Genomic DNA, 21,136 nt, shown 5'->3' with positions numbered 1-21,136 from the left:
CGCGGCCGGAGGGATGGCGATGATCCCCACGCCATCGCACCCTGCCGCTATTTGGTTCGGATAGTCTTTGCTCCGGCGCCCTTCAACACAGCGGCGATCTTGTCAGGCGTATCGCCGTGAAAATCCACGGAGACCTCGATCGGCCCCTCCAGCTTCTGGTGTCCCTCCGGGGCTGGCTCCGCCTTGGCGTCGCTGCCTGCCGGACGGGTCCCCACCGTGTTGGCAGCGCCGGCGGGCTGAACGAAGACGTCGCTGCGCGGCACGCCGCATTCCTGCACGACATGCTCAACCGCAAGCTCTGCGCCGCGGCGCGTGTCGAATTCGCCAATGATGGTGCTTTCCAAGAGCGCTCTCCGTGACTGGTCGAGAGTGCGAACAACCGGCCAGCAAGGACGAGGTTCCTGAAGGTCAAAACCGGACGATGCCGAACATAAAGAGCAGCGCGACGGTGATCGAGCCGGAGATCAGGCCCTCCCCTGCGCCGCATCGCAATCGCAATGTCGTGAGACCACGAGATCATTGAGACAGGTCAATACGGGCTGGCCCAGGCTCTGGGAACCTCGCGTCGGCAAGCAGATGGAGACGGCCATGTCACAGCAGAGCAGCGTGCACTATTATCTCAATTGGGCCAAGGAGCGGATCGACGAGATGGACGCCGCATTGGCCTCGTTCGAAGTCAAGGCCGGTCAGGCCAAGGCTGAGTCCAAGGTGAAGTCCGATCAGCTGCTGTCTGATCTCACCAAGCGCCGCGACGAATTTCAGGCGATGCTCAAGACCCAGGCGGAAGCAGGCGAAGCCGCCTGGACGGACGCCAAGGCCGAGCTGGAAAAGCAATGGGCAGGATTCGAAGCCCAGGTGAAGACCTACTTCGAAGGCGCCGGCAAACAGTTCGAGCAGCAACAGGCCACCTTCAAGGACGTTGCGGCGGCACAGGCCAAGGCCTGGCGCGAAGCCGCGGACAAATTCCGCGAGGCCGCGGGCAAGGTCGCCGCAGCCCGCACCGTCGATGTCGATGCCGCGCTCAAGCAGATGAAATCGGATGCATCCGAAGCAGAAGCCCGCCTGCAGAAGCTGAAGCAGGCCGGCAGCGAGTCGTGGTCGGTCCTGAGTGCGGCGCTGGCTGAATCCCGCAAGGCGTTCGATCAGGCGAACCAGGCCGCGTGGGACGCGCTGAAGGGGGCGAGTCCGAAGAGCTGAGAGCGGATGAGGCGGACCTTGTCGCTATGCTTCGGCTCCGGCCGAAGCGCCACTGACCCGATGCGCTCAGTTTCCTTTGGCCGGGGTTCCTGACCGCGGCCCGCCGAGGCCGGGACTGATGGCCAGCGACGCTCCCGCAGCGCCGCCGGCTTCATAGGCCGTCATCGACACCATCCGCCCGCTGCTTCGCTGGTTCCGAAGATTGAGGCCGAGCTTGTCGAATTCTGCGTCGACCACGGAAGTCTTGAGGATCACCAGCCCGCGGCCGGTGCTTGCGTTGGCCTGATCGCGGCCGTCCTTGATCGCCACCAGCCTTTGCGCGATGGACGCCACCATCCCGAGCGCGAAGGACGCATTGGCCAGATGCCGCTCCTGGTGCCGGAACCTGCCGTACTCGATCGAGGTCTTGAAGCGGCCGAGCTCGGCGCGCACGGCGCCGTCGATCAATTCAGCGAGGTAATGCGCGACCTCGACATCCGCGCCGAGACCAAAGAACACATAGACGTTCTCGCCGTCGGCGTTCTTCTCGCGCCAGACCCGGCAATCGCAGAAATGAGCGATCGCGCCGATGCAGTCGTCCAGGGGAATCCGCTTCTTGCGATTGGTCTGGTAGACCGTCCGTTCGCATGGCGAGGCGCGCAGCTCGACATCGGAGAGCGACAGATCATGCCGATCCAGCAGCTCGGCAACCTTGGCGGCGGCGGACAGCGCCTCGTCCTCGGTGCAGCCATTGGCGATCGTCTTGGCGCGCAACGCCTGAATGCGGAGCTTCAGTTTGTCGAGCGCGGCCGGATTGGACGTTTGATTCACCGATGACCTACCTGGGGAAAGCCGGACCGATAGACCCCTGACGGCTCGGCTGGCGGAAGGGGTGGGATTCGAACCCACGGTACCCTTGCGGGCACGCCGGTTTTCAAGACCGGTGCCTTAAACCACTCGGCCACCCTTCCAAGCCTTGAAATTGTTTAGCTTTTCGTCGCTTCGCAGAGAACGTTTCGTGGACTCTGCTACCGCTTTGCTACCCAACGTCGTCGGTTCGCTTGTTTATGGCGGCGCGCATAGCGACGTCAACCGCCGCGGCGGCCTCGCCCTGCATGTTCGGCATCAGGTGGCTGTAGATATCCATGGTGATGGCGATCGAGGAATGGCCCAGCCGCTCCTGCACGATCTTGGGATGGATATTCGAGGCCAGCATGTGGCTCGCGTGGCTGTGCCGTAGACCGTGCAGCGTGACCCGCCATTCCTTCAGGAACTCGGAAACTGAATGGGTGAGACTCCGCGGCTGAAGCGGCGACCCGTCGACTTGCGTGACAACGTGCAGCTCATCGTCACCGCGAACCCCCAACCGCAGTAGCTCCTCCGCCTGCTGGATACGCCAGCGCCGCAGCTCCTCCACCGCCATGGACGGCATGGCGATCGTACGGGCTCGGCCGCTCTTTGCTTCCTTCTCCCGAATGGCGCCGGCATCGGTCTGCTCTGTGCTTGCGACGACTGCCAACTGACCATTGTCAAGGTCGACCGACTGCCAGCGAAGGGCCGTGATCTCGCCGCGACGCAGGCCGCACAGCGTTGCCAGGATCAGCGGAATGAACAGGCGACGCTCCCGGGCCGCATCAAACGCCGCGGCAGTGTTGTTCGCATCAATGGTCCTGACAGGCTTGCGTTCAATCTTCGGCCGATCGCGTTTCTCGAGCAGCGCGGCCGGGTTACGAGGGATGAGCCGCCAACGTTCGGCCTGACCGAGCGCGGAGAACAGAACACGGTGCATGTGATGTACGGTGCGCGGCGACAGACCGCCCTTCCCGTCACGCCGACCGCTCTCCAAAGCCTTGCTGTATGCCTCGCTGATCTCGATCGGCTGGAGCTTAGAAAGGATCTTGGCGCCAAGCAGTGGGGCAATGTTCTTTGTCGCGATCTGCTCATAGCGCTCATGAGTACGCGGCGAGACGTTCGCCTTGATGTGCTTTAGCCAGCGGTCAAAGAACTGCGCCAGCGTAGTCTTGGATGGCTCGACATAGGATCCGCCGTTAAGTTCGGTTATCAGCTTGCCGCACGCTGTCTGAGCATCGCGCTTGCCCTTCGCCTCCGGCAGGGCAACCCATTTGCGTTTGCGTTTGCCGGTGCCGTCGCGGATCTCGATGACGGCGTACCAGCGGCCCTTACCGCGTTGCCGAACATGCCCCTTCATTTCTGCTTCCCCTCTTTCGGGAACAACTTAGCACCAAGGGCAGGCAGCGCGTGCAAGCCTCTCGCTGTGTGAACGTTCTTTGCAGGTTTACCGGTTGGTGCATCCATCATCATTTGCTGCCGCAAACCGAAGGCGACGGCATCACCGATCCCTTCAGGGGTTGTCATGCCAGCGGGCATCTGCTGCAAGCGGTTCGGGGTGGCTGCGTCGCCGCCGGGGTTTGACCAAGCTAGACTGACCTCCAAGGCTCGCTTGAGCGCTTGATGTGCGAACTGGTCTTCGTTCCAGGGGCGCCCTGTGCTCAACTCGATGCCCGTGGCCAAATGCATGACCAGATGGCCAAGAGCACGCACATGAGGGGCAAACTCATCGTGCTTCTCGTTCAGCGAGTCCTTTAGGCGCATTTGAATTTCCGCCGAGAGTGAACGTGGCGGATCTGCGCTAGCAGCCTCTCGCTCAAGCCGGTCCCTTGTGGCTTCATCCAGGCGGGTGGAAAAGTAAGCGCTCTTCGTCACCGCCAGAGGTTTCCGACCTGCATTCTTCCGGGCTCCGCCCCTTCTCTCGGGTTTGATTTCTGCCATAATAATCTCCGCCATTTGACGTACTATCGCATGGCAAATGGGGCAAATCAACATAAATTGCGACTGCCGGCACTGAACAAGCATGGTTTGGGGCTACCGGCGCCCAGATTTCCCAGCGAAGGACGGAAGATGACGCAAGCGAAGACCATCTCAGTGCCGGAGGCCGGCAAAGAGTATTTCAACATGTGTCGGAATGCGGCGTACGCCGCCGCGGCTCGTGGAGAGATTCCCACTATTCGAATTGGGAAACTGCTTCGGGTGCCTGTGAGGGCTCTAGAACAGATGCTCGAAAACCCGAAAAAGACGGAGGTCGCGTAAGCCATGGCCGTCATGCAAAACCCCACCCCGCTGGCGGCGGGTGGGGCTTCGAAAGTTGATCTGGCTGGCGCTTCGATCTCCTCGAAATCTAATCCCAGTTTTCCAAGTCTGCAAGCGGCGGGGCCCACCCGGCGCTGCGCAAACCGGCTCCGCTTGGCTGCCGTTGGCCCCCTCCTGCACCACGAGGGCCAATAATGAGCAGCCTTCAGGCGATAGAATGCCAAATCAAAGCTATTGAGAATCACGTCCGGCAGTCATCTCGCGAGGACGCGCTCGCTATCGCGATGGCACTACTGAACGCCACTGCGGCCGCGATTGAGGTCTTGCGGCCTTCCGAAGCGGTTCCTAGCCTCACACTGGCCTCCCTCAAGGTCGGCGGATATCAAACCAATGAGGTGCCCGCATGACCCGCGAGCAGCTCCCCAACCGCCGTCCGAACGAGACCCAGGAATTCGATCGAGACGGCATCCGCGTGACCTTGACCGTCGGTTACAAGCCGAACGGCGAGGTTGGCGAGATCTTCCTGAACGCAGATCGCTCCAACTCAATGCTCGATGTGCTGATGTCTGACGCAGCGATCATCGCCAGTCTCGCCCTTCAGTACGGGGTATCGCTTCGGCAGATTGCCCACAGCATCAAGCGGGACAAGTTCGGCATCGCCTCCAGTCCGATCGGCGCCGCACTCGACCGCATCTCCACCCCGGAGGTGCTGTGATGATGCGCTGCATTCTCGGCATTGATCCCGGCGCATCTGGCGCGCTCGCCTTCTATTTCCCTGACCATCCGGAGAGGGTCGCCGTGGAAGACATGCCACTCGCTGCCGGCGAAGTGGATGCGGTCAACCTCGCGAAGCGCATTGCCGCGATGGCGCCGGATACCGTCTTCCTAGAGCGTGTCAATGCGATGCCTGGCCAAGGCGTATCATCCACGTTCAAGTTCGGTCGCGCCTATGGTGTGGTTCTAGGAGTGATTGGTGCGGCAGCAATCCCTCTGCACCTCGTTACCCCGGCGAAATGGAAAGGACATCTTCGCCTATCCTCGGAAAAGGAAGAGGCCCGCGCGCTGGCGCTACGGCTGTTCCCGACGTGCGGAGACCACTTCAAGCGCAAGAAAGATCACGGCCGCGCCGAGGCCGCGCTGATTGCGCGCTACGGCGCCGAAAGCCTGCGTCTGATCGGAGGGGCCGCATGAGCCACCCCCTCATGGTCTCGGACCCGGAAGTCCGCAAGCAGCTCCAGCTCGCCGGCCTGCGGTTCATGTGCACGCGCGCGAAGTGGCTGGAGAGCGAAGCCAAGATCCTTGGCGTCAGCCTCAAGAACGGCAATCTGTCGAGCCGAGAGGTCGACCAACGGCTGGAGCAAATGGGCGCGCTGGACCTCGTCTATCCCGAGCTGATGAGGTGCGAATGAGAACCCCGGACGCAGCACTGGCCCGGGCGAAGGGTTTCGGCTTCGAATTGTTCGGCAACATCCGTTGCCCGACCGAGGCCGGCAAGTCGCATATCATCAAGGGCATCTTCGCCTACGACGAAACCTCGGCATGGGTTGGACCGCCTGGAAGCCTCAAGTCCGCGTTGCTGGCGGACGCTGCCGTCGCCATTGCAAGCGGCTCGGATTGGTTCGGGCACCGCAACAAGCATCAGACAGGCGTGATCTACTTCGCCTTGGAGCGAGCGGATCTCGTGCGGCGCCGGCTGCTGGCGATCGCGAAGACCAAGGGATTAGAGCGGCTGCCGATCGCTGTAGTCCCCGCGGTCGTCGATTTGGTCCGGCCGGATTCAGTCCGGAAGGTTCTCGACACAATCGCCGACGTAGAGGCCGAGTTCTACGGGCCAGAGTACGACAACGCCGCAGGTGCCGGCGTCATCATCTTCGACACATGGGCGAAGCTCATTGCCGCCGGCGGTGGTGACGAGAACCAGGCCAAAGATCAAGGCGCCATTTTCGCCAACCTCCAGCGCATCAAGAACGTCACGGGGGGGCCTCACGTCGCTCTGATCGGCCACACCGGCAAGGAAGCCGACCGCGGCCCCCGCGGCAGCAGCGCGATTGTGGGCGATGTTGACATGCTGGTGACCATCAGCGGCGAGGATATCAAGACCGCCAGCATCACCAAGGCCAACGACGCTCCAGAGGGCCCGCTGTTCTCCTTCAAGTCGAAAGTTCATGAGTTCGGCTTGGACGAGGACGGCGACCCAATCACGGTCAACATCGTGGAGCCTACAGACGAAGCGCAGGCCCCACAGAGCCGCCAACCCAAACTCACACCCAATCAGCGGACCATGCTTCTGTTGCTCCAGGAAGCCGGAAAGCCCGGGCTGATAACCGAGGACTGGAACGCCAAGGCAAAAGAGGCCGGCATAGGCGAGCGCCGCAGAGCCGATCTCACGGATGCCAGATCAGGCTTGAAGGCCAAGGGCCTCGTTCGGGAATACATGGATCGATGGCACTGTTCGTAATGTTCGGGTTTCGGGGTTCTTATAGAACCCCCGAACCGAACGAACATCCGAACACGAACACGAACCGAACATGTCCGAACAATCCGAACACGGGGACGAGATGGGAGAAAGAGGGGGAAAGTCAGCCCCAAGCGTGTCGCTGGCATCCGCGGCGCTCCGGAGACTGTGACCAATGGGAAACAGGTGCCAGCGTCAGATCAAGCGCGCCTTCATCGCCAAGCCTGGTGCTCGTCTAACCACGATGGATCTGGTGAGGTGGTGCTATCCGCGGCTCGCTGAACCGGTTCGCAACAAGCACCGGTTTGCGGTCAGACGAGCTGCCGAGCGCGTTGCTATCAAGGTCGGCCGAACGTATCCAGGCGGCTTCATTTGGGAGGGAAAAGGCCCCCTTCGGTAGCAAAGCGGTAGCAACAACGCTTCGCCCATTAGCAAATTTGAGTCCGATCAACCTCTTAGCTCACCAGAAGCACCGGTTCTGTAATTCGGTCGAAGTGAGACAATTGATTTATGCCATAGCGTTATACGCCAATTGACATGTATTTAATTGCCGTAGTGAGGCCGTCATACGTACATTCGGAGCATCAAATCACCAACTGGTGCAAACCGCGATGCCCGATCAAACGTCCTGCCACTTCACTGAGCGAGCTGTCTTCAAGTGCTCGCCCGAGCTGCTGGAAGTAATCGACCGCTCTGCGGCCGCGAACTTCACCACCCGCTCGAACTTCCTCCGCGATACCGTGGTCGATCGCTTGCGGCGAGAGGGTGTCATCCCCTGCCCGCGTGCCGAGGTCGCATGATGGAAGCGGCCCATTCCAGGAGTTGGCTACCCGCTATGAAATCTCTTTACAGGCTGCTCGCGCTTGTTTTGGTGAGCTTTTTTTGTGCCTCTGCGCATGCGCAGAATGCGGGTACGGCTACAAGTCACGCCTTCCTTTTAGGAAAGGGCGCTGGCACAACCGGGTACACTTCTCTCCTCTGTGGCTCTGCCCAGCTCGCAGTGGGCCAGGCCGCGGCGGACCCGATCTGCAGAGATGTCACCGGCGACGTGACCATGAACGCTTCCGGCGTCACCGCGATCGGCGCCAGCAAGGTCACGAATTCGCAGCTTGCGACGATGGCCGCGAACACGACGAAGTGCAACGCGACGGCTGGGACTGCCAACCCGACCGACTGCACCGGCGCAACGATGCGGGCCAATATCGGCCTCGTCATCGGAACGAACGTGGAGGCGTGGGACACCGACCTCGATTGCCTCGCTGGGCTGTCTTCTACCGGCGTTGTCTCCCGCACGGGAAGCGGAACATGTTCGGCCGGCGCGCTCGCAATCAGCGGGCTCGCGACCGGCACGCAGGACACGGTCATCGGCTATTGGGGGTCGACCACAGCAACCGCAATCGCGATCAACAACTGCACCGGCGCGCTCACATATTCGACCACGACGCACACATTTGGCTGCAACACGACCAGCGGCACCGGAACCGTCACTTCGGTGACGTGCTTCGGGTCGGCCATCACCACCACCGGAACGTGCGCGACCGCAGCGACAAAGTCAGATCAGCAGACCGGCACGAGCACAACTGCAGTCGTTACCCCATCTCAGGCGCAGAGCCACGACAGCGCCATCAAAGCGTTCGCATACGCCACGCAAAGCGGCGGCGGCGTCACGAACCTAAAGCGGTACAATCTTGATATCGCGAGAACGGGGACGGGGACCTACACGGCAACCGTAACCACAACGAACTTCGACAGTGCCAATTATGCTTGCGTGATCAACGCGAGCAAGTCAGGCAGCATCATGTTTGTTGCGCAGACCTCGATTTCATCGACAGCCATCGGCTTTACAGTTTTCATCGCGCCGGGCTTCACCGCGTCTGATCCTGACAATATCGCGGTGATCTGCGCGGGGCGCCAGTAGCGTGTTTTCGCGATGCAAGCTGGCGCTTATAGGAAGGGAGATATCAATATGAAAGCGAATGATCCTCGCTTGGCGACGCTCAGTCCGGCCGATCGGTTGGCGCTTATCCCAGAGCCTTCCCTAGAGACGAGGTTGGCCAACAAGGCTGCAGTTCGCGAAGAGAAGATCCACAATCGGAAACCACCCTACCCTGTCCTGGCGGTCGGCACCCTGGTGCGAACCGACGTTTATGGCTTCCGCGGGCATGACGTCCAGGTGGTGGAGGATCCGGGGCCAGCGAATTTGATCACCCGCAAGGTGCGGCTCGAGAAAATCGAAGGCCGCCAGAAGGGCGAGAGAGTCTTTGTGACGCGTGATCGTGTGAAGCTTTCGCCGAAGCAGTGAGTTGGCGAAGCCGCCGCCGGGCTTAACGGGCGTTTGGGACGATGACCCGTCAACATCGGATGCCGCCGGTCTGCGGGCGTAGAGGAAGCAGTGACGATGTCTGAAGCGATCGATCAGGCTGAGGTTGGTAGCGTAAGTGAGAGTAATGGCGCAGCGGAGTCGGCCACTCCGCTCGCGTCTATTCTAGACCACCGTGACACGTCGGAGGCGCCCGCTTCGGAGCAAAGCAACTCGCGCGCGGAGGATGGCGATGTGCCGAACGTTCCGCTCACCGCTTTGCGGGCTGAGCGAGAACGCCGACGAAAGATGGATGCTCGCGTTCGGGAGCTGGAGGACGAGCTTCAGAAGTACAATGAGGAGAAATGGGGCTATTACGACGAGGCCGACGAAGGGGCCTCGCAGACTTCACAGCAAAACGATGCCAATCAAGATCCGGCGGTGGAGCGGTACAATCAGAGCTTTACCAGCTTCACGTCGAAGCACGGTAAGGCCACCGTCGACGCGATAGATGCGGCGCTGAAACAGCTAACCCCTGCGCAGAAGCAGGAAGTCCTGAGTATGGTTGGCTCGACCACGGATCCCGTGGAGAGCATCTATGGCTATGTGAAGCGTATCGGCCTGCTCGACGGTGCCAAGCCTCTCTCAATCAAGGACATCCTTGCCTCCAAAGGCAAGGTGCCACCGTCGGCGGAGGACGGCGATGCGGAGCGGCGTCTTTCCGAGATGACGCAGCGCGAGCAGGCGGTACATGCCGCCGAGCTACGAGCCATTCAGGCGGCGTCGCGGAGCGAGTTCATTGCTGAGCACGGTGTGGACACGTTCAAGCAGCTTGACGCTGTTGTCGGCCACCTCATGCAGAACCAGCACCCCGCGGTCGAGCAGCTGAAAGTGATTTATCAGTCGAGCCCCAGACCGGCGCACGCGGTAGCGGAGGCACTTTACCAATGGGGGATGCTGGAAGGCCCTTCGGCCCATCAGCAAGCGCAGCCTCAGCGCCAGCCGTCGCCTCAGGTTTTCCCGTCGAATTTTGCGAATGTTCGCAACGTCGGTGTCAGGAATGGCCCTGCGTGGGCAGGACCGGCGCCGCTCCAGGATATTTTCAAGCGAGGGAGAGCCTGATGTCGCGCGCTCCGAACGGACAGTTTCTCAAGGGGACCGGTGGTCGCGTGGTCGGGTCCAGAAACAAGCTGCAAGGCGAGGTCATTACCAGGTTCCTGGAGCACTGGAAGAAAACCGGTCACGCCGCGATCGACATTGTTTTCAAGGAAAACCCGAAAGACTATCTGAAGATCATTGCGAGCCTGCTCCCGAAAGAGCACATCTTCGCGGAAGCCGGCCTAGACGATCTCACGGACCAGGAGTTGGCCGAAACGCTCGCGGAAATCCGGAAAGCGAGGGCCGCCGCCTCTCCGACGGTCGGCAATGCTTGAGGCCGCCGCACTAAAGCCGGAGGCTCTGGCGGCGCTTGAGCGCCGTCTTGAGGGGGAGCATGAGCGGCGACAAGTCCGGAAGAGCATGGCGGCGTGGGCGCGCTACAAGGGCTTTGAGCCGGCGGCGCATCACCTCCTGATCATCAATGAGGTGGAAGCCTTCCTTGAAGATCCGGAGTTGGAGGTCCTGTTGCTCCACGCCCCTCCCGGCTGCGCGAAATCGACCTACATCAGCCATTTGCTGCCGCCCTGGTACTTCGCGAAGTACCCGCAGAACAACATCCTGTTCGCGACCCATAACGGCGACTTTGCCCAACGCTGGGGGCGCAAGGTCCGAAGCGAGATCACCAACGAAGGTGATGCGCTCGGAATCTCCATCTCCCCGGTCAACGCCGCGGCCGATCAATTCGCGCTGCAGGAAGGCGGGGAATATTACGGCGTCGGCGCCGGCGTGGGCATCAGCGGCTTTCGTGCTGATCTCGGACTGTGTGACGACCTTTTCGGCAATCGCGAGGACGCTTGGTCGGATACCGTCCGGCAGAAGCGCTGGGACTGGTACACGGACGATTTTGGTGCTCGTCTGAAGCCTGGCGCCAAGCGAATTCTGATGAATACGAGGTGGCACGAGCTGGACGTTGCCGGCCGCGTTGCCGAACAGATCAAAGCGGGCCTGGTGAGCGGCAAGATCATTGATATTCCTGCGATCGCAGGCGAGGACGACCCGGTCGGGCGCAAGCCCGGTGAATATCTCTGGGACGAGCCAAACGGCTACAACTACGGTAGTTATTTGCGCAGCCGGCAGCGCGAGACATCGCCGATGATGTGGGCCGCGCTCTTTCAGCAGCGCCCCGCACCGGAAGACGGCGATTATTTCAAGGCTGATTGGCTGAAGCCCTACACGCATGAGCCGGACCGCAAGACGCTGCGAATCTATGGCGCGTCCGACTATGCGGTGAGCGCCGATAAGGGCGATTACACAGTGCACGGAGTGATCGGCGTCGACCCCGAGGGCCGCATGTACCTGCTCGACCTGTGGCGCAAGCAGGCGGCTTCTGACGTGTGGGTGGAAGCCTTCTGTGATTTAGTCTTGCGCTGGAAGCCCGTAGGCTGGGCTGAGGAAGGCGGACAGATCAAATCAGGCGTGGGGCCGTTCCTGACACAGCGGCAGCGCGAGCGCCGCGCCTGGTGCGCCCGGCAGCAATTTCCGACCCGTGGCGACAAGTCGGTGCGCGCTCAGTCGATCCGAGGACGGATGGCGGCGAATGGCCTCTACGTGCCGATGAACGCGCCTTGGTATCCGGCTTTTCGCGCTGAGCTGCTGGGCTTCCCCGCCGGCCGAAATGACGATCAGGTCGACATGCTGGGGCTGTTGGGGCAACTGCTTGACCACATGCTCCCCGGCCAAGCTGCCACCAGCAAGGGGCCTCCTAAGCAGCGGGATCGTTGGGAAAAGGCCTTCGCCGAACCTGACGAAGTGCCGAGTTGGAAAGTGAGTTAGCCATGGCAGGTCTGCACGGCATGACGCAGCGGCTGATCGGGATGGCCGTTGATCAAGCGAAATGCGTTGCGACGATGCCGGATGGCGTGGCGAAGCATTAAGGCGGCCTTAACCGGAACTTGTGAGGTTGGAGAATGTTGGGGGGCGTATGAACAGGGAAGCGATCAGGCGAGCCAACGAGGCAATCCTAGAGCGACTGGCGGGCGTACCCGCCAATCCTGGTTTCGTTCCCGCCAATTATGTCAAAGGCGGAGATGATCCTAGCTCTAACCGATCGTCCGGTGATGCGTGTTCAGAGCGGGATTCCACTTCTGGATCAGGTCTCGCTCCTCCGCGAGGCGTGCCGACTCTCCGCCTGGTGTGGTGTGCGCCACAACCAAAGACGCGCCTGCCCTGATCGCATCGTCAAACCGCTCGTGGCACGGCAATCGGGCTTGCAGATTGTCCGCCTGCCCGATGTAGACGGGCAGGTAGTTTCCGTTCGACAGTTTCTTCAGAAAGGCGTAGTTGCCAGCGACGGCTTGCCATCCTGCCGTTGAGCGCGGCAGATCGATTTTGAAATAGGGATAGCTCACACCTGATGCGCCCGGGAGATAGATGAACGGCTGAGACATAGCTTTAGTTCACTTTCTGGGGTTCTGCCCCGATTAGAAGAACCGAGCTATTGACGCCGTTGATGCGAGGTTTAAAAAGGAATCGCACTTCTCACAGGGCTCCTCCGCTCGGTTTAAAGGTGGAGGTACTGATCGCTTAAAGACCGCCAGGCCTCCCAACCTTTGGCGGTCTTTCTGCGAATCAGCCGGTCAACAACCCATTATGCCGCGTGATTTGCCCCCCTGAGTCAATCTGCCGCGCCATATCCCCGATAAAAGAAAAACGGTTCACAGAAGTCCGCTAGCCATTGCGAGGCCGCGACTCAGGCGCGCCCTTCCGCAGCGCAATTGTGCGCTTTGTGGAGGCGATAATGGCGGACCAGTTTTCTCGCTCCGAACTTCACCGCGCGGCTGAACTGAAGTGGCGCAATGTGCCACCCGGCATTCCGGCGGATCTCGCCGTTGAGTTTATGGCGAAGCTCAAAGCCGGCAGCACGATCCGAAAACTGACCTCGGGAATGAAGCAGTTTGGCCCGGCCATTGTGAGTTACGAGCGTTTCAAGCGGCACTGCAAGTTGCACCCCGAGTGGGCGGCCGACGCGTTATCTATTTCCGGCGAAAATGCCCGTCGTGGAAAAGGCTCCCGTCTCCGCAATTTCACGCACTGCAAACGCGGCCATTCTCTCGCCGATGCGCGAATGCGTGTCACTAAGCAGGGATGGAAGATAAGGCAGTGTGTGATTTGCCGAAACGCAGCGCGCAATAAATGCGAGCCGCTCCCGCCGGAGAAGTTGCGGCAAGTGAAGGCTTTGCTTGTGGCCAGGAAATCGATTGCCGATATCACTGGTCAGTGGTTGCGCGGAAAGAAGCGACCGGTGATATGCAACTCCTCCTACTTCTACAACGCCCGGAAGGCAGATCCTGAATTCGATAGATTTGTGCGTGAGCACATAACAGACAGTCAATCCAAGGCTCAGACGTTGCGGTGGTCTCTACAGCGCACGCGGGAAGTGACGGCCGCACGACGACAGGAGGCGAACGACTATATGGCCATCCGCGCCTTGGTACCCGCATATGTCCCCGACCCGGATGAGATCGTAAGCCGCATCATTGAGGACATCTTGACGGGAGCGTTGCAGCGATCGGACGCACCGCAGCGGGTGCGATGGTTCGTCCAACAGCATGAAAAGCAATTCCCCACCAAGCACCGCAAATTCGGCGACAGCCCACTTCTGTCTCTCGATGAGGCCTTGTTTGACGACGGTTCGGCGACCGTGGGTGACAACGTCAGCCGGGGACTGTGGGATTAGCCCTTGTAGGCCGCAAGACGCCAGTTGCGACGCCTGCGGCCTACGCCGGCTACCGTTCCGCACGATCGGCGCCGGCAATGTTATTTGGGACCGAAGGCACTCAGGAGCCCGATCGCGACGGGTATCAGAGCGACGCAGGCCCACAAAGCTGGCGCGTCAGAGTTTAGCCCGGCAATGAAGATCCCGATGCCAAAGCCGATGATAAACGCCGAGATCGCATAGGCAGCTACTGTATCCATCGGTCGACCCACAAGCGACAGGATCGATGCCTCCTAAGGACGCGTCGCGGCAACAAACGTTCCAGCGCGCCAAGCCCCGAAAGGGGATGGATTTTTAAGCAAATCAGGAGCAGCATGTCCGTGGGTGTCGAAACCCGGACCAGTGATAAGCCGCTTCATGCTTGGTCAGCATGTCCACTCGATTGGCGTCGAGCGGTGACGGCTGAATGATGACCGGGATTTTCCCGGCTATCGACGGACGCACTTGGCGGTGCGGCTCCGACCCGAACCTTATTGCCTATTCGGATTCCGAGGGCAAGTGGCCGGGGGCGGACTGTGCTGTCCAGAGGGGGAGATTAAGTTCCCACCCCTTAAAAGCGTCCGACCAGTCTCACTGGCTGGTTTCGACCCCCCGGCTGCCCCGTCCGACCACGAGGCATGGCTGTCGAAAGCCCAAACCAGTGAGACCACCATGGAAAACGTCAAAGAACTGCCAGCGGAGTCGCTGGATGCGATCCTGTCCGGTCCAGCACTCCAAGAGCTGGCCCGGCGAACGGCGATCCACACCCTCGCCAGACTCAGGAAAGAGGCACGGGCAGAAATTACCAAGCTGATCGACTTCCTGGATGCCTCCGACCCCTATGTCATGACCGAGCTAGAGGACGACATTTCGGCCGATCTGGAGGACGGCGACCCTGCTGAGGATGACGATCCGGCCGAGAACGGCCTTGACGACGAGCCGTCGCTTGGCAGCCTGGAGCGGCATCCGAGCGCTTACGGGCCGGACGACCGCAACTGGACGGGTGATCAGACCCATTGGGCAGCCAGCGGCACCAAAGACTTGGAGGACGAGCACGACGGCGCCGAACCGGGGGAGGACGACGAGCCTTCCCTGGGCTGGACGACCAGCGGCGTCATGGGGACATGCCTCACGGACCGCGAGCAGGACGATTGCGATCGGGAGGACAACGAACCGTTGCTGGGCGAATGCGTCTGATCCGCGTCCTATGGGCGCTGCAGCGGCTCCGGTGGGCCCGGCATCGGGCCTTGCGAAAACAACATGCCTCCGCCCGATGAGAGCCTGCTAGGCTCTTGTCCAACCGATCGGCGCCGCACGCCGGTCTAAAATCTTCCATCGCCTCCCGCCGGCTCCAGGTCGGCGGGATTTCTTTTTGTCTGATTGAGCGGGCCAGTCCCGCTTCTAAAGGAATTATGGAACGGGCCCATCTGTGGGCGCTTGTCAAAGATGCCCATGTATTTCTTCCACGTCCACAATGTCTCCCCGAGCATAGACGACCACGGCGAGGAGCTTCCAGACGACGAAGCGGCCTGGCGAGAGGCGACTGCATACGCGGCGGCTCTCTTCAAAGACATCGATGGCAGGTTTCGTCCCGGCCAAGAGTGGTCGCTTGAGGTGATGGACCAAGCTCGACGGCCGCTCTACTTCATCAATATTGGATCTAGGCGCATGAGGTAGGGCCGCTCATCCAGCCCTCGCAATATTTGACCTGCCTCAAAAAGGCACTCTAGAATCCCAGTACAAAGGGATTGTAGCCGAGCGGCGCCGCCATGACGTTGCTGAGGTTATGGGCCCGGGCTCCTAGGCACACCGGGCCCGCCTTGTTTTAGGCCCTCAGTGGGCCGTGGTTCTCCGAGCGGAGAACAAAACCCCGTACCCCGTAGTTCTCCGACCCAGAACAGATAGTGTGAAATAGCGCACCTTCTTTGTTCTTTCTGTGGGTATTTATAAGCGGAACACCTGAGCTAAGGCCGCCTCGGTGGCGATAGGAACGACTCTCCAGCCGAGAGAATTGAGATTTCGGTCTGTGGCGCGACACTCCAGATGTTGCGACATCCACCCGGGACGGCCCATCGTCCGAACGCGCGTTCGGCAGGGTCGCTTCTCGTGCCCGTAAGTTTCTTTGAGACGTGGTCTGTATTGATCAGACGTCACGGTAGGGCGTGGAACACTATTCCCCATCAACAGGGGAAAATCTCATGACCAACCTTCAAGAGCAAATTGAGCTGCTGGAACAGCAAGGCAATGACGCAGAACTGCTGCTTGCGTCAGATGCCGACACGCGAGCGCGCAACCGACTGGTTGCCGACAAGTTTCGCTCGCTTGCAGTCAAGTTGCGGCGCTTGGTGATACCCGTCGCGGATTTGAGGCAGGTTCAGTTGCCGACCTCTTTCACACCTGTGATCGCAAGTCGCGGATTGCCGCGCTCGAAATCGGGCCGCACGTCGGCCCCGCGGCTGCCGCACCCCTGACAGACGAACTGCGGCTCGATATCAGACAGCCGCACTTCATCGCCCCAGCGGTCGGCGTCTAGAGCGATGTGACGGCCGCAATGGCAATAGACCAGCACGCCGCGCACTCCCATGCCGCGCATCTGGCCGAAGGTGATTTTCATCGGCCGGCCATTGGCATGCGTCGGTGTGTGGCGTTTCTGGCGAGGCATCCCGCCATCGAAACGCCCCGCCAGCGAGAGTCAAATTATCGATCCTTAGTGGCACGGAACGTGCGTGAGCTACCGGCTGTCGTGGGTGTGAGATCGGCGACACATAAGCCAGCGGACAATGAGGCCGCCAGCGAACAGTGTGAGCCCGATCAAAGTGATTGTGTCGGCATCTATCATACGCCCCTGCTCCCGTCGCGGGAAGCAATCGGGCTGCTACCCGATTTGCTACCCAACTGGTTGGGACGACGCGGTAATGACGGGGACGAACGGGCGCTGACCCTGGGGAAATATCCCAGCATTTCAGCACCAAACGGGACCGGCTATTACAAGCCGGTACCACGATTCCAGAATTTCAAGACCGGTGCCTTAAACCACTCGGCCACCCTTCCAAGCCCGGAATGGGTGTCGCTTAACGCAGTCGACCGCGTAAGGCAACGCGAAGTTGGGCTGCTGTGATGGAGTTTGAGCCGCAGTGAGGGCGTTGTTGCCGCGGGGTTCGGTGGGGCCCTGCTCCGGACATCGTTTGGCACGCCTTGGCGGGCTTGCTTGCATATCGCTCGCGGCCGGCTGCGGAGCGTACCCCTCCGTTGAGCAGGATCAAAGAATTTCCGCCGCCCATCACTAGCGTTGGTTGACGCCGTGGGACGGAGGATCGAGATGAAACTGAAGCTATTCCTGGTAGCCGTTGCGCTCCTGGTTGGATTTGCGGCACCGGCGCTGGCGCAGCCGTTCCCGCGTCCGGTGCTGCAATTCAACGGGCAACTCGTTTTTGGACCGACGTTGATCGTCGGGTTGAAGGTGGTCAACTGGAGCGATTACTCGCCCGCCCTGTTTGCAGACTCGCCCAAGCTGCCGCCGTGCGGGCTCAATATTTCGGCGTCGCGGACCTGGGTCGATATCTACAACGCCAGAAAGCAAAAGCTCTACGGATTCTGCGATCTCGGCGATCCCTCCAATCTCTCGCAGCTCTGGTTCTCGGTTCCCATCAGCCATCGGCCGAGGGCGGTTTTCATCACCCTCATCGACCGGTTGCAGCGCCGAATAGTCGTGTCGAACAAGGTCGCGATTCCGTGAGCCGCACAAAAGAAAACGCGGCGCTCTCATGAGAGCGCCGCGCCCAATCCGATCGTTACGTTGTCCGGCTCAGTACCCGCAGGACGCGCAGTTCATCTGCACCGGGGCGTAGTAGGAATAGCCGGGCGAGACCATCTCGACGCGCTGGCGCGTCGCGTATTGCGGCGGGATGCGCTCATACTGCACGCTCGGCGGCGCGACCATCACGGTCTGCGGCACCATCACGGTGCGGTATTGCGCCGGCGTGCGGTGCGCGACGACCGCGCCGGGCGACACCATCACGGTCTCGTCGACGGCGCGGTATTGCGGCGGCACATATTGCTGCTGATAGCAGGTCGTGCAGGGCGGCGGCGTATAGCAATTGTAGCAGCCGGCGGAAGCTGCGCCCGTCATGGAAATTGCGGCGACGGCGGTCGAGAAGACGACAGCGAGAGTGCGCGACATGTAGTGCCCCAGTTGCCCGAAATGAATTTGCGAAGGTGGCGCATTATACGCCGCAAAATCCAGGGCTGCTGAAGTTCGTCAGGGCATCCTTAATGCGAACGGCCGATCACGGCCGACCGGTAAGAACTTATTGACCACGCCCATCAACGCGCCGACATGGCGTCGACCATTCATCCGCCTCCGATGGCCGAGTTAATGCCTCGCAGTTCTTTCCAAGAACTCCAGCAGCGAGGGATCGGTCTCCTCAAGTTCGACGAAGCGGCGGCGAAGCTCGTCGGCGACATCTGCGGTGGCATCTCGCGACCATCCCTCCGCGGTATTGAAGGCCACGATACGTACTGGACGGAGATATTGGCCTTCGGCGAGATGTCTGAGCAGGGTCGCGCGATTGGCGTCCTCCTCGGCCGTCTCACACCAGGCGCGGCCCAGCCGCCGGCCGAAGTCATCGAGCACGAGATAGACGTCGCGGTCTGTCGTGATTTGCGGCACGAGTGATGGAGCATGACTCATGGCTAACTCCCGCTACTGGCAATCCGGACCGTTGCGGACGGATTTCGAATATGCCACCGCCTCGGCCGAATTCGGAAAAATGGATTTCGACTATTATTCAGAGGATGGCACGATAAAATTATAAATAAAATACAAATTAATGAAATTTAAATAGCGGGATGTGAGCAAAATGCATTAGGTTGATGATGCTTGGCGGGCGAGCCCGCTTGTCGGGTGCCCCCTTCGCAAACGGCTCTCGCCTCCACCCCCAATAGCCCACGCCCCGGATGGCGGGGGCCGTTTCTTTGTAGACCTCCGGCCCCACACTGTCCTGCAACAGTGCATCATCTGCGCTGGCGTGGAGATTCGCCATGCCCTCCGGAGCAACCGATCCAGCCTTGCGGCGCCGATCAGGCCCCTACCTCAAGCGCCGCTTGACCTCGCGCACCGCGCCCCGCGCGGCGCTGGTGGTGAGTGCGGCGTAAGCCTGGAGTGCGGTCGAGACGTTGCGCTTGCGACCCACTGCCTGCCAGGCCAAATCGCCCTTCGCCTCTTCCGCGGCGCGGCGCTTGGCAAGCTCCTCGTCGGAGACTTCCAGCGTGATGCTGCGGTTCGGGATGTCGATGGCGATGATGTCGCCGGTGCGGACCAGGCCGATATTGCCGCCTTCGGCGGCTTCCGGCGACAGATGGCCGATCGACAGGCCCGAAGAGCCGCCGGAGAAGCGGCCGTCGGTGACGAGCGCGCAGGCTTTGCCGAGGCCCATCGATTTCAGATAGCTGGTCGGATACAGCATCTCCTGCATGCCGGGGCCGCCGCGCGGGCCCTCGTAGATGATGACCACGACCTCGCCGGCGACGACCTTGCCGCCGAGGATGCCTTCCACCGCCGCGTCCTGGCTCTCGAACACGCGCGCCGGGCCGGAGAACTTCAGGATGGACGCATCGACGCCCGCGGTCTTCACGATGCAGCCGTCCTGCGCGAGGTTGCCGTAGAGCACGGCCAGGCCGCCGTCCTTGCTGAAGGCGTGCTCGAGATTGCGCACGACGCCCTTCTCGCGATCGGCATCGAGCTCGTCGTAACGGCGCTCCTGGCTGAAGGCGACTTGCGTGGGAATGCCGCCGGGCGAGGCGCGATAGAAGGTGCGCACCGCCTCGCTCTTGGTGCGCTTAATGTCCCAGCGCTCCAGCGCCTCGTTCATGGTCGGCGCGTGCACGGTCGAGACCGAGGTGTCGAGCAGGCCGGCGCGGTCGAGCTCGCCGAGAATGCCCATGATGCCGCCGGCGCGGTGGACGTCCTCGACATGGACGTCGGCGACCGAGGGCGCGACCTTGCACAGCACGGGCACGCGGCGCGACAGCCGGTCGATGTCCTTCATGGTGAAGGCAACCTGCCCTTCATGGGCGGCCGCAAGCAAGTGCAGCACGGTGTTGGTCGAGCCGCCCATGGCAATGTCGAGCGTCATCGCGTTCTCGAACGCCTTGAAGTTCGCGATGTTGCGCGGCAGCACGCTGGCATCGTCCTGCTCGTAATAGCGGCGGACGAGATCGACGATGGTGTGGCCGGCCTCGACGAACAGGCGCTTGCGGTCGGCATGGGTCGCGACGACAGAGCCGTTTCCGGGCAAGGCAAGGCCCAGCGCCTCGGTCAGGCAGTTCATCGAATTGGCGGTGAACATGCCCGAGCAGGAGCCGCAGGTCGGGCACGCCGAGCGCTCGATCACCTGGACGTCTTCGTCGCTGACCTTGGAGTCGGCGGCGGCCACCATGGCGTCGATGAGGTCGACGGCCTTGGTCTTGCCGGCCAGCTTGACCTTGCCGGCCTCCATCGGCCCGCCCGAGACGAACACGGCGGGGATGTTGAGCCGCAGCGCTGCCATCAGCATGCCGGGCGTGATCTTGTCGCAATTGGAGATGCAGACGAGGCCGTCGGCGCAATGCGCGTTGGCCATGTACTCGACGCTGTCGGCGATCAGCTCGCGCGACGGCAGGCTGTAGAGCATGCCGTCATGACCCATGGCGATACCGTCGTCGACCGCGATGGTGTTGAACTCCTTGGCAACGCCGCCGGCCTGCTCGATCTCGCGAGCGACGAGCTGGCCGAGGTCCTTCAGATGCACGTGGCCGGGCACGAACTGGGTGAAGGAGTTGACGACCGCGATGATCGGCTTGCCGAAATCGCCGTCCTTCATGCCCGTCGCGCGCCAGAGGCCGCGGGCGCCCGCCATGTTGCGGCCGTGGGTGGTGGTGCGGGAGCGATAGGCTGGCATGGCGGTTTCCGTCCTCGGGTTTGGTGCCTAAGCGGGAAAATCCGGTGCCGCCACAGGCCTTTGTGGCCGGATAGCGCACGGGATGGCGGGGCGCAACGGGAACTTGAGGCGGACAGGGCTCCCCTGCTCCCGGCGGGGGGGGCTATTGCCGCCCCCTCGCCTGTCGTCCCGGACAAGCGCGCCCTAAAGCGCGCGCCGATCCGGGACCCATACCCCACAGGAAGTGGTTTGGCGCGAAGCTGATAACTCCGAGTCTTCGCAAAACTATTGCTGCGGCGTATGGGTTCCGGATCGGCGCTTACGCTTGT

Annotated in this window: 26 protein-coding genes and 1 tRNA gene; 17 read left to right on the top strand and 10 right to left on the bottom strand. The window is 61.4% G+C overall.

From position 1 onward, the window contains the following. Positions 1-47: 47 nt before the first annotated feature. A complete protein-coding gene (locus WI560_RS15540) occupies positions 48-344 on the bottom strand; it encodes a hypothetical protein (RefSeq protein ID WP_375308690.1) in 297 nt (98 codons plus the stop codon). A gap of 244 nt (positions 345-588) precedes the next feature. On the opposite strand from WI560_RS15540, the gene WI560_RS15535 reads away from it, so the two are divergent. Beyond that, entirely contained in the window at positions 589-1,197 is a 609-nt protein-coding gene (locus WI560_RS15535) for a hypothetical protein (RefSeq protein WP_375308689.1), read from the top strand. Positions 1,198-1,263: 66 nt separating this feature from the next. Here WI560_RS15535 and WI560_RS15530 read toward each other — a convergent pair whose 3' ends face one another. The 4 genes from WI560_RS15530 to WI560_RS15515 form a co-directional block, all read right to left on the bottom strand. Next, the gene (locus WI560_RS15530; protein WP_375308688.1) at positions 1,264-2,007 is read right to left on the bottom strand and encodes a DUF2786 domain-containing protein; all 744 of its coding nucleotides are present in this window, start codon (positions 2,005-2,007) and stop codon (positions 1,264-1,266) included. A 50-nt stretch (positions 2,008-2,057) separates the two neighbouring features. After that, positions 2,058-2,147 (bottom strand) — tRNA-Ser (locus WI560_RS15525). A gap of 68 nt (positions 2,148-2,215) precedes the next feature. Then, positions 2,216-3,385, bottom strand: a complete 1,170-nt coding sequence (locus tag WI560_RS15520) for a tyrosine-type recombinase/integrase (protein WP_375308687.1) — start codon at positions 3,383-3,385, stop codon at positions 2,216-2,218. Further along, the gene (locus tag WI560_RS15515) at positions 3,382-3,981 is read right to left on the bottom strand and encodes a hypothetical protein (RefSeq protein WP_375308686.1); all 600 of its coding nucleotides are present in this window, start codon (positions 3,979-3,981) and stop codon (positions 3,382-3,384) included. Before WI560_RS15515 ends, WI560_RS15520 begins: the two co-directional genes overlap by 4 nt. 15 nt (positions 3,982-3,996) lie before the next feature. Between WI560_RS15515 and WI560_RS15510 the strand changes: the two genes are divergently transcribed. From WI560_RS15510 to terL, 12 genes are all read left to right on the top strand, one after another. Continuing rightward, the gene (locus WI560_RS15510; RefSeq protein ID WP_375308848.1) at positions 3,997-4,284 is read left to right on the top strand and encodes a helix-turn-helix domain-containing protein; all 288 of its coding nucleotides are present in this window, start codon (positions 3,997-3,999) and stop codon (positions 4,282-4,284) included. 194 nt (positions 4,285-4,478) lie between these two features. Beyond that, complete coding sequence (locus WI560_RS15505) at positions 4,479-4,691, top strand: hypothetical protein (protein ID WP_375308685.1); 213 nt, start codon at positions 4,479-4,481, stop codon at positions 4,689-4,691. Beyond that, complete coding sequence (locus WI560_RS15500) at positions 4,688-4,999, top strand: hypothetical protein (protein ID WP_375308684.1); 312 nt, start codon at positions 4,688-4,690, stop codon at positions 4,997-4,999. The genes WI560_RS15505 and WI560_RS15500 overlap by 4 nt, the downstream gene beginning before the upstream one ends. Then, positions 4,999-5,475, top strand: a complete 477-nt coding sequence (locus tag WI560_RS15495; protein WP_375308683.1) for a hypothetical protein — start codon at positions 4,999-5,001, stop codon at positions 5,473-5,475. Before WI560_RS15500 ends, WI560_RS15495 begins: the two co-directional genes overlap by 1 nt. Beyond that, positions 5,472-5,693, top strand: a complete 222-nt coding sequence (locus WI560_RS15490) for a hypothetical protein (RefSeq protein ID WP_375308682.1) — start codon at positions 5,472-5,474, stop codon at positions 5,691-5,693. Before WI560_RS15495 ends, WI560_RS15490 begins: the two co-directional genes overlap by 4 nt. Then, positions 5,690-6,742: a helicase RepA family protein gene (locus WI560_RS15485; RefSeq protein ID WP_375308681.1), complete on the top strand. Its 1,053-nt coding sequence runs from the start codon at positions 5,690-5,692 to the stop codon at positions 6,740-6,742. The genes WI560_RS15490 and WI560_RS15485 overlap by 4 nt, the downstream gene beginning before the upstream one ends. Before the next feature lie 608 nt (positions 6,743-7,350). Continuing rightward, on the top strand, positions 7,351-7,539 hold the full coding sequence (locus tag WI560_RS15480) for a hypothetical protein (protein ID WP_375308680.1): 189 nt from the start codon (positions 7,351-7,353) through the stop codon (positions 7,537-7,539). A gap of 254 nt (positions 7,540-7,793) precedes the next feature. Beyond that, positions 7,794-8,657 (top strand): hypothetical protein, encoded by an 864-nt coding sequence (locus WI560_RS15475; RefSeq protein WP_375308679.1) that lies wholly within the window; start codon positions 7,794-7,796, stop codon positions 8,655-8,657. 132 nt (positions 8,658-8,789) lie between these two features. Next, positions 8,790-9,041: a hypothetical protein gene (locus WI560_RS15470; RefSeq protein WP_375308678.1), complete on the top strand. Its 252-nt coding sequence runs from the start codon at positions 8,790-8,792 to the stop codon at positions 9,039-9,041. A gap of 96 nt (positions 9,042-9,137) precedes the next feature. Further along, positions 9,138-10,160 carry a hypothetical protein gene (locus tag WI560_RS15465; protein ID WP_375308677.1) on the top strand — a complete coding sequence of 341 codons (1,023 nt, stop codon included), beginning with the start codon at positions 9,138-9,140 and terminating at the stop codon, positions 10,158-10,160. Then, a complete protein-coding gene (locus tag WI560_RS15460; RefSeq protein WP_375308676.1) occupies positions 10,160-10,471 on the top strand; it encodes a hypothetical protein in 312 nt (103 codons plus the stop codon). Before WI560_RS15465 ends, WI560_RS15460 begins: the two co-directional genes overlap by 1 nt. After that, positions 10,464-11,969, top strand: a complete 1,506-nt coding sequence (gene terL / locus WI560_RS15455; RefSeq protein WP_375308675.1) for a phage terminase large subunit — start codon at positions 10,464-10,466, stop codon at positions 11,967-11,969. The genes WI560_RS15460 and terL overlap by 8 nt, the downstream gene beginning before the upstream one ends. A gap of 266 nt (positions 11,970-12,235) precedes the next feature. Here the strand turns inward: terL and WI560_RS15450 are convergent, their stop codons facing one another. Then, on the bottom strand, positions 12,236-12,583 hold the full coding sequence (locus WI560_RS15450; RefSeq protein WP_375308674.1) for a hypothetical protein: 348 nt from the start codon (positions 12,581-12,583) through the stop codon (positions 12,236-12,238). A 350-nt stretch (positions 12,584-12,933) separates the two neighbouring features. Here WI560_RS15450 and WI560_RS15445 point away from each other — a divergent pair, with 350 nt between their 5' ends. The 3 genes from WI560_RS15445 to WI560_RS15435 all read left to right on the top strand — a co-directional run bounded on the left by WI560_RS15445 (position 12,934) and on the right by WI560_RS15435 (position 15,567). Beyond that, entirely contained in the window at positions 12,934-13,872 is a 939-nt protein-coding gene (locus WI560_RS15445; RefSeq protein ID WP_375308673.1) for a hypothetical protein, read from the top strand. A gap of 690 nt (positions 13,873-14,562) precedes the next feature. Next, positions 14,563-15,087 (top strand): hypothetical protein, encoded by a 525-nt coding sequence (locus tag WI560_RS15440; RefSeq protein WP_375308672.1) that lies wholly within the window; start codon positions 14,563-14,565, stop codon positions 15,085-15,087. A 249-nt stretch (positions 15,088-15,336) separates the two neighbouring features. Further along, positions 15,337-15,567 carry a hypothetical protein gene (locus WI560_RS15435; protein WP_375308671.1) on the top strand — a complete coding sequence of 77 codons (231 nt, stop codon included), beginning with the start codon at positions 15,337-15,339 and terminating at the stop codon, positions 15,565-15,567. Positions 15,568-16,264: 697 nt separating this feature from the next. On the opposite strand, the gene WI560_RS15430 is transcribed toward WI560_RS15435, so the two are convergent. Next, positions 16,265-16,552, bottom strand: a complete 288-nt coding sequence (locus tag WI560_RS15430; RefSeq protein ID WP_375308670.1) for a hypothetical protein — start codon at positions 16,550-16,552, stop codon at positions 16,265-16,267. Between the two features lie 657 nt (positions 16,553-17,209). Between WI560_RS15430 and WI560_RS15425 the strand changes: the two genes are divergently transcribed. Continuing rightward, positions 17,210-17,626: a hypothetical protein gene (locus WI560_RS15425; protein ID WP_375308669.1), complete on the top strand. Its 417-nt coding sequence runs from the start codon at positions 17,210-17,212 to the stop codon at positions 17,624-17,626. A 69-nt stretch (positions 17,627-17,695) separates the two neighbouring features. On the opposite strand, the gene WI560_RS15420 is transcribed toward WI560_RS15425, so the two are convergent. The 3 genes from WI560_RS15420 to ilvD all read right to left on the bottom strand — a co-directional run bounded on the left by WI560_RS15420 (position 17,696) and on the right by ilvD (position 20,828). Next, positions 17,696-18,019 (bottom strand): hypothetical protein, encoded by a 324-nt coding sequence (locus WI560_RS15420; RefSeq protein WP_049820276.1) that lies wholly within the window; start codon positions 18,017-18,019, stop codon positions 17,696-17,698. Positions 18,020-18,262: 243 nt separating this feature from the next. Then, the gene (locus WI560_RS15415; protein WP_375308668.1) at positions 18,263-18,580 is read right to left on the bottom strand and encodes a hypothetical protein; all 318 of its coding nucleotides are present in this window, start codon (positions 18,578-18,580) and stop codon (positions 18,263-18,265) included. Between the two features lie 397 nt (positions 18,581-18,977). Then, positions 18,978-20,828 (bottom strand): dihydroxy-acid dehydratase, encoded by a 1,851-nt coding sequence (ilvD, locus tag WI560_RS15410; protein WP_375308667.1) that lies wholly within the window; start codon positions 20,826-20,828, stop codon positions 18,978-18,980. Positions 20,829-21,136 lie beyond the last annotated feature (308 nt).

The sequence above is a fragment of the Bradyrhizobium sp. A11 genome (assembly GCF_042077125.1).
GTDB lineage: Bacteria > Pseudomonadota > Alphaproteobacteria > Rhizobiales > Xanthobacteraceae > Bradyrhizobium > Bradyrhizobium japonicum_B.
Note: the sequence above shows the minus strand (reverse complement) of the source record. Positions and strands in the feature narration are given on the sequence as shown.

Bases quoted from the DNA above. Each gene is read 5' to 3' on its own strand.
- WI560_RS15535 (WP_375308689.1), top strand. From the start codon at position 589: ATGTCACAGCAGAGCAGCGTGCACTATTATCTCAATTGGGCCAAGGAG.
- WI560_RS15520 (WP_375308687.1), bottom strand. From the start codon at position 3,385: ATGAAGGGGCATGTTCGGCAACGCGGTAAGGGCCGCTGGTACGCCGTC.
- WI560_RS15515 (WP_375308686.1), bottom strand. From the start codon at position 3,981: ATGGCGGAGATTATTATGGCAGAAATCAAACCCGAGAGAAGGGGCGGA.
- WI560_RS15510 (WP_375308848.1), top strand. From the start codon at position 3,997: ATGGCAAATGGGGCAAATCAACATAAATTGCGACTGCCGGCACTGAAC.
- WI560_RS15505 (WP_375308685.1), top strand. From the start codon at position 4,479: ATGAGCAGCCTTCAGGCGATAGAATGCCAAATCAAAGCTATTGAGAAT.
- WI560_RS15500 (WP_375308684.1), top strand. From the start codon at position 4,688: ATGACCCGCGAGCAGCTCCCCAACCGCCGTCCGAACGAGACCCAGGAA.
- WI560_RS15495 (WP_375308683.1), top strand. From the start codon at position 4,999: ATGATGCGCTGCATTCTCGGCATTGATCCCGGCGCATCTGGCGCGCTC.
- WI560_RS15490 (WP_375308682.1), top strand. From the start codon at position 5,472: ATGAGCCACCCCCTCATGGTCTCGGACCCGGAAGTCCGCAAGCAGCTC.
- WI560_RS15485 (WP_375308681.1), top strand. From the start codon at position 5,690: ATGAGAACCCCGGACGCAGCACTGGCCCGGGCGAAGGGTTTCGGCTTC.
- WI560_RS15480 (WP_375308680.1), top strand. From the start codon at position 7,351: ATGCCCGATCAAACGTCCTGCCACTTCACTGAGCGAGCTGTCTTCAAG.
- WI560_RS15475 (WP_375308679.1), top strand. From the start codon at position 7,794: ATGAACGCTTCCGGCGTCACCGCGATCGGCGCCAGCAAGGTCACGAAT.
- WI560_RS15465 (WP_375308677.1), top strand. From the start codon at position 9,138: ATGTCTGAAGCGATCGATCAGGCTGAGGTTGGTAGCGTAAGTGAGAGT.
- WI560_RS15460 (WP_375308676.1), top strand. From the start codon at position 10,160: ATGTCGCGCGCTCCGAACGGACAGTTTCTCAAGGGGACCGGTGGTCGC.
- terL (WP_375308675.1), top strand. From the start codon at position 10,464: ATGCTTGAGGCCGCCGCACTAAAGCCGGAGGCTCTGGCGGCGCTTGAG.
- WI560_RS15450 (WP_375308674.1), bottom strand. From the start codon at position 12,583: ATGTCTCAGCCGTTCATCTATCTCCCGGGCGCATCAGGTGTGAGCTAT.
- WI560_RS15445 (WP_375308673.1), top strand. From the start codon at position 12,934: ATGGCGGACCAGTTTTCTCGCTCCGAACTTCACCGCGCGGCTGAACTG.
- WI560_RS15440 (WP_375308672.1), top strand. From the start codon at position 14,563: ATGGAAAACGTCAAAGAACTGCCAGCGGAGTCGCTGGATGCGATCCTG.
- WI560_RS15435 (WP_375308671.1), top strand. From the start codon at position 15,337: ATGCCCATGTATTTCTTCCACGTCCACAATGTCTCCCCGAGCATAGAC.
- WI560_RS15430 (WP_375308670.1), bottom strand. From the start codon at position 16,552: ATGCCTCGCCAGAAACGCCACACACCGACGCATGCCAATGGCCGGCCG.
- WI560_RS15425 (WP_375308669.1), top strand. From the start codon at position 17,210: ATGAAACTGAAGCTATTCCTGGTAGCCGTTGCGCTCCTGGTTGGATTT.
- WI560_RS15420 (WP_049820276.1), bottom strand. From the start codon at position 18,019: ATGACGGGCGCAGCTTCCGCCGGCTGCTACAATTGCTATACGCCGCCG.
- WI560_RS15415 (WP_375308668.1), bottom strand. From the start codon at position 18,580: ATGAGTCATGCTCCATCACTCGTGCCGCAAATCACGACAGACCGCGAC.
- ilvD (WP_375308667.1), bottom strand. From the start codon at position 20,828: ATGCCAGCCTATCGCTCCCGCACCACCACCCACGGCCGCAACATGGCG.